This window comes from uncultured Clostridium sp. (assembly GCF_947072515.1).
Lineage (GTDB): Bacteria > Bacillota > Clostridia > Clostridiales > Clostridiaceae > Clostridium.
In genome coordinates this window covers 35,755-45,866 of sequence record NZ_CAMTIG010000026.1, presented here as the reverse complement: position 1 = coordinate 45,866, position 10,112 = coordinate 35,755, and the positions used below count along the sequence as shown (strand labels likewise).

The following is a 10,112-nucleotide window of genomic DNA, read 5'->3' as shown; positions in this document are numbered from 1 at the left end:
ATTTCTTAAAAATAAAACAGGAGATAGTTTTTAAATTATCTCCTGTTTTATTTTATATAATTATTTTATCTGGTTCTTTGTTTACTTTAGCGTTTTTTAAACTAATAACTATCAATGCCAAAATAAAATTTAAAATTCCTATACTATATACCAAGTACATATTATCTAATTTTAATCCTTCTGGTGCAACTAAAAAATAACAAGTAATCATTGCACTCATAAAAGCTGCTGGTATCCCTGCCACCCAATAATTTCTTTTTTTCTCTATAAAATAATATGTACATGTCCATAAACCTAATGTTGCTAGCAATTGATTTGTAGATGCAACATATCTCCAAAGAGTATTAAATCCAAATTGTGATAAAAAACCAGCTAATAAAAATAATGGAGTAGCTACTATTAATCTATTTTTCAATGAGCTTTGATTATAATTTAAAACTTCAGCAATTGTAACTCTTGCACTTCGAAAAGCTGTATCTCCTGTTGTAATAGGTAAAGCAATTAGCCCAAACAGTGTAAATACAAGTCCATATTTTCCTAAAAGTCCAGTGATCATTTTGCTAACAGCTACCATTCCCCCTCCACTTCCTGCTAACCCTTCTACTCCATTAAAAAATCCTAAAGATATAGCTGCCCATGTCAAAGCTACAAAGCCCTCTAAATACATAGCTGCCATAAATGATTTTCTTCCATCGTTCTCGTTTTTTAAACATCTTGCTACTAAGACTGATTGTGTCGAATGAAATCCAGAGATTGCTCCACATGAAATAACAACAAACATATAAGGAAATATTGGTAATTTTTTAGGATGCATATTTTCTAAAGTTACTTCTGGTATTTTTACTCCTTTTATTAGCATTGCTCCAATTAATAAAAACATCATTAAAACTAAAGCTCCTCCAAACAAAGGATATACTCTTCCTATAATTTTATCAATAGGTAGAAGTGTTGCTACTATATAATACCCTACAATCAAAGTTAACCAAATCTCTTTGTTAATTCCTGTAAATGATTGTAAAATCTCTGCTGGACCTGTAATAAAAGCTACTCCAACTATAATTAATAATATAATTAAAAAATATTTAGTAAAAAGCTTTGCTCTATTTCCCAAATATTTTCCAATTAACTCCTGCATATTTTCACCATTATTTCTCATAGAAATCATTCCCGTATAATAATCATGAACTGCTCCTGCAAAAATAGTTCCAAATACAATCCATAAAAAAGATGAGCTTCCCCACATAGCTCCTGCTACGGCTCCAGTAATTGGCCCTAAACCTGCTATATTTAAAAATTGAACTAGAAAACTTTTAATCCAATTCATTTGTACAAAATCTACTCCATCAGCCTTTAATAAAGCTGGTGTCTCTCTATTATCTACCCCAAAATTCTTTTCCAAATATTTTCCATATGTTAAATATGCAACAATTAAAATAACTACACCAATAAAATAACTTTTCATAATTTCATCCTCCTTTTTACTCAACTATAGTTAACCACTCTCGATACTTTTCATTTTCGCCCTCAACTATTTTAAAAAACTCCTCTTGAATTTTTTTAGTTATCTCACCTCTACTTCCACACCCAACCTTTATATTATCTACAGAACTAACTGGTGTTATCTCCGCTGCTGTTCCTGTCAGAAATATTTCATCAGCTAAATATAAAAATTCACGAGGTAAAGTTTCATATTTTACTACTAAGCCTAAATCTTTAGCTATTTTAACTACTACATCTCTTGTTATTCCTGCTAAAGATGAAGATGCCATTGGTGGTGTTAAAAGTTCTCCATTTTTTACAAGAAAAATATTTTCTCCACTTCCTTCACTTATATTTCCAAAATAATCTAATGCTAAGCCCTCTTCAAACCCCATGTCTAAAGCTTCCATCTTTATCAGTTGAGAACTTAAATAATTTCCAGAAGCTTTAGCCAAAGCTGGTAAAGTATTTGGTGCCGGTCTTCTCCATGAAGATACACATACCTTTATTCCATTTTTCAGTCCTTCCTCGCCTAAATAAGCACCCCACTTCCAAGCTGCTATTATAGCCTCTACTGGATTACATGTTGGATTTACTCCAAGTTGATTATAACCTCTAAAAATTAGTGGTCTAATATACCCAGCTTCTAATTTATTTATCTTTATTGTATCTAAAACACCTTTTATAAATTCATTTTTAGTGTAAGGAACTTCCATTTTATAAATTTTACAAGAATCATATAATCTATCCACATGTTCTTTTAATCTAAATACCGCTGACTTTCCATTCTTTAATTTATATAATCTTATTCCTTCAAAACATCCTGAACCATAGTGCAGCACATGTGATAATACATGCACTTTTGCATCATCATGCTCTTTTAATTCTCCATTAAACCAAATTTTTCCTGTCTCAATCATATTAACTCCTCCCAAATTTTATAAATAATAAAAAAGGCTTGAAATCTATATAGACTCAAGCCTTAAAATACTTTTTTTATCGCTCAAGCCTTAAATTTGTACTAAAATAAGGCTTGAATACTTAGAAGAAAAATTTCGTCTAACACCAAACCATAGAGCTTATTATTATTATCAGTATTAATAAAAAGTTTATTTTAAATTTAGTGTTCATTTTTTTCCTCCTTTTGTTTTTTTTATTAAGACAAATAATAAACTATTTTTTTATAATTGTCAACTTTTTTTGAAAAAATATTTTTATTTTTATTTTAACTATAATTTTTTTGTTATTTTTTTAACAATATCTTGCACAAAAAAGAATTTCTTGATATTATTTATTTAGCTCATATATACCTCAAATATTTATATTTTTTTATACAGTTTTATACAGTTGTTTTTATTAACTTTTCTTTATATAGTTTTATTTTTAACGCGATATTTTATCGTGTTTTATTTTTTTTAAGTGCATTTTAAGTGCAAATAAAAAGGAGAGGGGTAGTTCAAGTCCCTCTCCTTTTTATCAACAGGCAGTTGATAATTGTTACATCAATTACTCTGTTATTTTAACAAATTTTTTTAAAAAATTCTATTTATAATTTTCTTACTCTTTTTTACTCTTTGTCCAATTTCTCTTTTTTTATAGCTAAAATTTTCTCTATAACTCCAGGAAACTTAATTCCTAGTCTGGTTAGATTCTCGATAATAGATACAGACTCCATAATTATACATCCAGTAATCATGCAAATTCTGAGGGATATATTTATATCATTCATAAAGCTTGCGTTGTCTAATTGATACATGGTGGCTATCGCTAAATAAATAGCCGGCTTTCTAATTACAAATCCTATAAATAAGCTTTTAGATAGTACGTTCCCCTCTTTTATAGCTTTTAAAAATCCTGTAATACAATCTATAATAGTTAAATAGAATAAAACTTTTATATCTCCATCTATTCCACCTATAGCACTTACAAATCCAGCACCAAGCCAAAATGCAAGATTGAGTAAGTAGTTTATAATATCTTCTAAGAATTCTTTAAACATTATTGCCCCCCTACTTTGATTATTTTATTTTATCAGCTTTATACCATTTGATAGCTCTTAACCCAGGGAAGCAATCACTATTCATATTATCCCAAGTAAGTTCTTCAGTTCTTTTTTCTCTATTTTTTTTATTCATAATAACAAAATTAAAAAATGTATCTTCTTCACCATTTATTTTTTTTACTCCACTACAACTAGAACAGATTAAAGTAATTCCTATTAACAATAATAATTTTTTCATATTCCCCCTCCTATGAATTTTTTATATACTGTAAAAGTTCCATTAATAATTTTACGGGCCAACTGTCCGGGTTGAATGTATATGGAAAGAAAAAATAACCTAAAACACACACGATAAGCATAATTATAAATGCAATTGCTATAGTTCGTGAGTATTTTTCTACTTTAGTGCTATCATGCTCTTGTTTACCTTTAAACAGAGAGAAAACCTTGTCTAACACAAGTAATAACGACATTTTCATATTAACCCCCTAATCTGAAATTATTTATTTATAAAAATAATTTTTAATTGAAAACTCTCTTATCTAACCACCCAAAAATAAAACTCTCATTTTTCTCATTATTTCTAGTTATTTTTAAATAATATTCAGCTTGTAGTGCATTACAAAGTACAAAAAGTCTATTCTGAGATTTATAATTATTTATTTGTTTTAAAGTTTGATGTCCAATTATTCCATCAACAATAAGTGGGGATCCTGGATTGATTAAATTAAAACTTTCTTGTAAAAATTTTATTGCAGTTTTTGTACCACAATTTACAGCAGTATCAAAAACTTCCATTCTTAATTTATCATCTATTATTTCATTTATTCGTGGATTTTTATAGTAATCTGTATAATAGATATTTTTTGCATATGAAACCGGGAAGTCTTTCATGTGTCCATGATAACCATGTTTTCTTGCAACTGCTTCAGTTATTCCAAAATTTGTAGATTTTCCACTATCGTTTGGATGATTTATATATCCACCTTCTTTTTTTAATATTTCTTCAAATACTTTTTCAAAAGATTTATCAAACATTTTTACCCCCCTCTATGGCCTTTTTGGAAAACAATCTATAATTTTACTTGCTTGATCCTTTCTAAGCTCATCTATAGAACTTAAACCAAATTCTTTTAATTTATTTTCTATTATTTTATTTGTATCATTTCTAGATTTATCAATTAATAATTCTTTTTGCTTAGGAGTTATTGTTCCGACTACTTGAGTTGTATTTGTTTCTTGCAGTTTTGGTTGTATTCCTAGCCTTTCAAATAATATAACTTTTTTAGCAGCCATAATATTTTCAAAAATATTTTTATTAAAATTTTCAGCACTTGAAATATAAGGATATTTTATTTCTTCTTTTTCTTCCTCTATTTGAAGTATAAAGTTTAATGTAGACACAACTATATTATTATCTGTACTATTGATAGTTATATCCTTTGAAAATAATTTCATCTTTTGTTCACTAAATTTTTTTAAAATTTTTTCCATTTTTATTTTATCACTATCATCTTCAGATATAATATAGCTGATATTTTCTCTCATTTTTTCCATTTTGTTCCTGAACTCCTAATCTCTACCTAACCCTGCCAAATATACTCTTCCGGAATAAATTCCATTAACCAATTTGCCGCACCTTTTCTTCTTGCAAATGCCTTTAATTCAGTTACTCCTGTTTTTTCCCCAGTTTCGTTAGTGATTTCAACATCTTGCAACACCAATTCGCACTCATACTTATCATCTGTCCCCTCTAAAAATTTTCTATTTAAAGGATCTAATTCATTAAGTACTATTTCTCCAGCTTTAGCAACTCCAGGTATAACTATAACTTGTCTTTTTGCTTCATCAATTCTAAATTCCATTATTTTAACCCCCTTATTTTCTTTCTCTCTCCATGTTCATCTATATATACAGAGTCTTGGAGAGGGAATAAATATTTTGTTTTTAACCTATACCCATCACAAAATTTTAACCAACCACAATAACTATTTAAAGAGCAGCTATCAGAGTAGTTTAAAATTTTCTTTTTATTTATTTTTTTTATTCTTATTTTCATATTTTTTAAAGTTCTTTTTCTAAGTAAAGTATAATCTCTAAAAAATCTATATCCTAGAAAGTCTATACCTCTAACATTAGTAGGAAATACTTGCCAGTTACCCTTTATTTCTAAGTTTAGGTTATCTGTTACATATTTATCTATCTCTTTTCTTAGATTGTGTAAATAAGCTTTATCATGATGTAAGATTACAATATCATCACAATATCTGAAATAATTTTTTATCTTTTTTTCTTCTTTTAGCCAATGATCTAAAGATGATAAATAAAAATTTCCAGCAAATTGACTCCAAAGGCTTCCTATAGGTTGACCTTTTTCTCCTACACTAAAAATTATTATTTCTAATAATCTTATTAATTTAGGATCCTTAAATTTTTTCTTTAATTTTTCTATCAAAACATTATTGTCTATACTGGGATAAAACTTTCTTATATCTAATTTCAAACAATATTGTGTATTCTCTTCATCACTTAAAGCCATTCTTAACCTTTTAGCAGCTAGATGTATTCCTCTACCTCTAACACTTGCATAAGTATCAATTATTAAATTTTTAAGCATTATATCTTCTATTACATTCATAATAGCCCATTGAACTATTCGATGAGGATAATAAGAGAGTTTCATTATTTCTCTTTCTTTTCCCTTATCTATTATAATTTCTCTTCTATAGTCAGAGCTATTAACATAATAAATTTCATTTTTTAAAATAAATTCTAAATTTTTTAAATATTTTTCAGTATTTTTATTAACTTCTTTAACTTCTAAATAGTGAGATTTCCCTTTTCTAGCTTCCGTATGTGCTAGTAATAAATTGTCATAGTGACATATTTTTTCGTATAAATTTCCGTATCTTTTCATTTTTGCCTTTCTGTCTTGAAGTACTCGTGAGTTTTCAAACAAGCTACTAACACACTTTTTTCTACTAGATATTTTAGCTAGAGCTAAGGTTATATAAAATTTGGTGTCATATATATATAATAAAATCCATTTTGGATATTACTAACTTTCTTCAAGAAAAAGTGAGCGCCGATATTCGAATTCGTATTCGAAGTGACATTATTGCAATTCCAGTAAGTAGGACCGTAATTCGTACCATTATTCCAATTGCCACCGGCCAGTTATTATATAACCTATATTTTTATTTTAAATTCACACTCCTAAAATTTTTGGTAAATTTCAGGAGTGCTTTTTTTGAAAAAATTTGCTGCTGCTACGCTGCATCCTCCTCGGAACAAGACAGGCGAGCGCCGACATACGAAGTCGCATTCGAAGCGACATCAGCGCAATTCCAGCAAGCAGGACCGCAAGTCGTACCATTAGTCCAATCGCCACCGGCCAGCGCTATGTTTTGCTCTGTTGGGTCATGGGACCAGAAATAATCACACCAATAAGTACTTGCGCTTCCTCCGGTTGCTTTAGGAATCATCATCCATTCTTTGCCAGGAATCTTTTCCATATCTGTTATATAACCATTTGGAACTTTAGCACTTAAATCTTTAGCATAAGTTTCCATAGCTCCAATATTTAAGAATTTAGTAACATCATTAGTGTAATGATACCCGATATCAGAGATCATAAATCCGTTTACAAATTCCCATACATTACCCCAATAATCTTCTATCCCTCTCCATCTTATAGAAACTTTACCATTGGTTCTTCCATCTCCAGCAACTACGTATCCACTTCTATCTCCTAAAGAATTGCTTTGACCAGTTACTCTAAGAGCTGTTCCGGCTAACCCTTCATCATATGTAAACTCAGAAATTCCTTTTCCTATTGCAGTTTGCATATCTAAATCACCAAATTCAATATACATTAACAGATTACAAGCTAATCTTTCGTAGAATCTAGTGATATCATGCTTATTGATTCCAGTATTTCTTCCTTGTCTAGCTTTATCTGTAAAACTAGATATAGTTTGTGATACTGTTGGAACAACTCCGGAAATGCTTCTAAGTTGATTATTTAATACATGTCCTTTATAAGCTGCCACTAAAATGTACGGTTTAACTTTTCCGCTTTTTGTCAAAAATGCTGGATGTACAAAGAATCCTGGTCTACCATTTGTAGCATATCTATCTGGAATAGTATCATCTATTTCATATCTAGGTTGCCCGTAAGGTTCCATAGTAATTTTTAGATAATAAGCAGGAACTTTTACCATTACATCCCCATCTTCTCCTGTTAAAACTGCTGGAGTTCCATCTGTTTTTTTTGTCCAATCTGTCTTGTGTAATTTATATTTCAATTCTCCTGTTACATGATCACAAACCCACCCTCCTATTTGACCAACAATTGGGTGATTATCCCAAACTGAACTATAAACTTGGTTTAGATGCGGTAAATTTGCTTTTGTATTTTGTGCGTAATCCATTATTTTCCCCCTTATTACTTGACATACACTTCTTGGCTTTTAATTAACTTGGATACTGAATTTTGTGGTATTGATGCTGCTACAGTTGTTCTTATTCCTGGCGAATAACTACATGATAAAACATTCACTACTACAGTTTTCTCTTTGTCCCATGTTTTTAAATATAAACTTTCATGATCTTGAATATTAAACGGAAATCGTTCCCCTGGATAAATTGGAATAAATACACCCATCTCATCAAGTAACAGTATTTTATTAATTGAACTTGTGTTATAAATATATCCAGTTTTCTCTTCAATTTTTTGATTTTGACTAGTTACTGTATATTTCAATATTCTCACCCCCTCCTAATATTGATACTTTGAAACTGTTCCAACTAAATTTTTGTGTAATGGCATCTCTACATTTGTTTTTTCTAAAATAGGCGAACTTATATTTAGATTAATAAGTGTTTTACCTAATATAGTTGCTCCATTATTAGGAATTGAAAAACCAACTACACTAAAAATAGTAGGAAATTTTACTGAAGTAGAATTTAATTCACCCTCTTTAATAAGTGTTTTTCCTAGATTTAACCCCACAATTCCAAACTGTTTATGGTTAGACAATTGAAACTCTCGCTCTATTTCTCCATGAATTAAAAATCTTTCTACTTTTATAGAAGAACTTGTTTTTATTAACTTTGGAGATGATGAACTAGGAATAGAGAATCCAACATTTTCTGTTGCTGATTTATAGTAAATATCTCCATTTTGATAGTTTTTTTCGGGATCATAAGCACCTTTAAAATTTTTACCTATTAATTTTTCAAAATTATTTACATTTACAAGACTCTCTAATTCTGTTTTATACGCAAGAAAATCAGTTTCTAATATACTTTTTTTAGTATCTCCTAATAACCCTATATCAGTTAGCTGCTTAGAACCTTCAGATTGTATTTTTACAGTTTCAGAAGTTGCTAAATCTTTTATATTTTTTTTCTCAGTCTCTACACTTGTTTTGAAAACGTTACTCTCAGTTGTAACGTTTTTCTTATAATTTTCATAATCTGTTAATAAAAGTTGTTTTTTCTCATTAAAAACTTGTGTAATTGTTGCTACATGTTCATCCTTAACTCTATCCAAATCAACTATCAGAGTTAAATTTTTATAATTTTCCATTTCTTGCATTTTTTCTAATGTAAAATCATTCATAAAGTTTTCTAATGCTGTTTTTATCGCTGCTACTTCAGCATCCATTACAGCTTGTGCTATAGCATCATCTAAATTAACTTGATAATCTTTAGCATTTTGATAGTCTATAGTTCCTATTTTTACATCATCTCTAAACACCTCAGTTAAAAATGGAGATATTTTTTTTAATGAAATTATCCTTTTCATAATTCCCCCCTGGAGGAGAGAGATTCTCTCTCCTATATATTTTTATTAGAATTATTTGCAGTATTTTTTAAATCAATTTCTCTAACTTTTTCCACACTTGGATTAAGAGCAGTACACGCTACAAGAGTTAAAAGAGTTAATATTAAAATTATTTTTTTCATAAAATTCCTCCATTTTTATTTTATTTCTGACAAATTTATTTCTTGAATATTATTGCTTAAAAGATATTGTAATTCATCTTCCAGTAAAATATTTTGCTGAAAAATGTTATCAACCATATAGTTATTATCAGCTTTGATTAATTTTGAAAATCCAGCTTGCATTAGTCCTTGTGCTTTATTTCTAGTATCTACTGAATAACTTATCCCATCTGTTATAGTCACATTAAATCCATAAGCTTCTAGCTTTTCTATGAAAGCAACTAGTCCGAATGCTAATGATATTGTTTCAGTGCCAACTCTGTTCCCTTCCATATTATTTATTATGATACCTAATTCTTTTCTATCGTTATCCCATGAATAGATCATTGTTGTTTTATCTAAAACAGCACTCTCTTTTCCAACTAAATTTGTAAAATCTATCTTATCTCCAATTCTTTTAAGTTCTACTATCATTTTTCACCTCATTATAAGTTATAGAAAATACTGTCACTAAATTACAGTGTTCATCTAAAATTAAAATTTTATCTAAAAAATAATCATCAAAAAGCAAAGGTAATGTAAACTCATAATTATTTTTACAAATTTTATCTTCATCTTTTATTTCAAACTTTTCATTTAATTCACTTATATCCCTAACCTTTATATTTTTTAACACCTT

Annotated in this window: 14 protein-coding genes; all 14 read right to left on the bottom strand. The window is 28.8% G+C overall.

Features of this window, described 5'->3' with window-relative positions; genetic code table 11:
- Positions 1 to 52: 52 nt before the first annotated feature.
- Positions 53 to 1,462: a carbon starvation CstA family protein gene (locus Q0W06_RS11085; protein ID WP_240218653.1), complete on the bottom strand. Its 1,410-nt coding sequence runs from the start codon at positions 1,460 to 1,462 to the stop codon at positions 53 to 55.
- A 16-nt stretch (positions 1,463 to 1,478) separates the two neighbouring features.
- Positions 1,479 to 2,399 (bottom strand): branched-chain amino acid transaminase, encoded by a 921-nt coding sequence (locus Q0W06_RS11080; RefSeq protein WP_240218654.1) that lies wholly within the window; start codon positions 2,397 to 2,399, stop codon positions 1,479 to 1,481.
- A 647-nt stretch (positions 2,400 to 3,046) separates the two neighbouring features.
- Positions 3,047 to 3,478 (bottom strand): phage holin family protein, encoded by a 432-nt coding sequence (locus tag Q0W06_RS11075; protein WP_297635221.1) that lies wholly within the window; start codon positions 3,476 to 3,478, stop codon positions 3,047 to 3,049.
- 19 nt (positions 3,479 to 3,497) lie between these two features.
- Positions 3,498 to 3,719 carry a hypothetical protein gene (locus Q0W06_RS11070; RefSeq protein WP_297635219.1) on the bottom strand — a complete coding sequence of 74 codons (222 nt, stop codon included), beginning with the start codon at positions 3,717 to 3,719 and terminating at the stop codon, positions 3,498 to 3,500.
- Between the two features lie 284 nt (positions 3,720 to 4,003).
- Entirely contained in the window at positions 4,004 to 4,519 is a 516-nt protein-coding gene (locus tag Q0W06_RS11065) for a glycosyl hydrolase 108 family protein (protein WP_297635217.1), read from the bottom strand.
- 12 nt (positions 4,520 to 4,531) lie between these two features.
- Entirely contained in the window at positions 4,532 to 5,038 is a 507-nt protein-coding gene (locus tag Q0W06_RS11060; RefSeq protein WP_297635214.1) for a hypothetical protein, read from the bottom strand.
- Positions 5,039 to 5,064: 26 nt separating this feature from the next.
- Positions 5,065 to 5,346, bottom strand: a complete 282-nt coding sequence (locus tag Q0W06_RS11055; RefSeq protein ID WP_297635211.1) for a hypothetical protein — start codon at positions 5,344 to 5,346, stop codon at positions 5,065 to 5,067.
- Positions 5,346 to 6,398, bottom strand: coding sequence for an RNA-directed DNA polymerase (locus tag Q0W06_RS11050; protein ID WP_297635208.1), 1,053 nt, complete (start codon positions 6,396 to 6,398; stop codon positions 5,346 to 5,348). Before Q0W06_RS11050 ends, Q0W06_RS11055 begins: the two co-directional genes overlap by 1 nt.
- Before the next feature lie 352 nt (positions 6,399 to 6,750).
- Positions 6,751 to 7,914, bottom strand: coding sequence for a hypothetical protein (locus Q0W06_RS11045; RefSeq protein WP_297635205.1), 1,164 nt, complete (start codon positions 7,912 to 7,914; stop codon positions 6,751 to 6,753).
- A 14-nt stretch (positions 7,915 to 7,928) separates the two neighbouring features.
- Positions 7,929 to 8,246 carry a hypothetical protein gene (locus Q0W06_RS11040; RefSeq protein WP_297635202.1) on the bottom strand — a complete coding sequence of 106 codons (318 nt, stop codon included), beginning with the start codon at positions 8,244 to 8,246 and terminating at the stop codon, positions 7,929 to 7,931.
- 15 nt (positions 8,247 to 8,261) lie between these two features.
- Entirely contained in the window at positions 8,262 to 9,293 is a 1,032-nt protein-coding gene (locus tag Q0W06_RS11035; protein ID WP_297635199.1) for a hypothetical protein, read from the bottom strand.
- A gap of 32 nt (positions 9,294 to 9,325) precedes the next feature.
- Entirely contained in the window at positions 9,326 to 9,454 is a 129-nt protein-coding gene (locus Q0W06_RS11030) for a hypothetical protein (RefSeq protein ID WP_297635197.1), read from the bottom strand.
- Between the two features lie 15 nt (positions 9,455 to 9,469).
- Positions 9,470 to 9,907, bottom strand: coding sequence for a hypothetical protein (locus Q0W06_RS11025; RefSeq protein WP_297635194.1), 438 nt, complete (start codon positions 9,905 to 9,907; stop codon positions 9,470 to 9,472).
- Positions 9,891 to 10,109: a hypothetical protein gene (locus Q0W06_RS11020; RefSeq protein ID WP_297635191.1), complete on the bottom strand. Its 219-nt coding sequence runs from the start codon at positions 10,107 to 10,109 to the stop codon at positions 9,891 to 9,893. The genes Q0W06_RS11025 and Q0W06_RS11020 overlap by 17 nt, the downstream gene beginning before the upstream one ends.
- Positions 10,110 to 10,112: the final 3 nt, after the last annotated feature.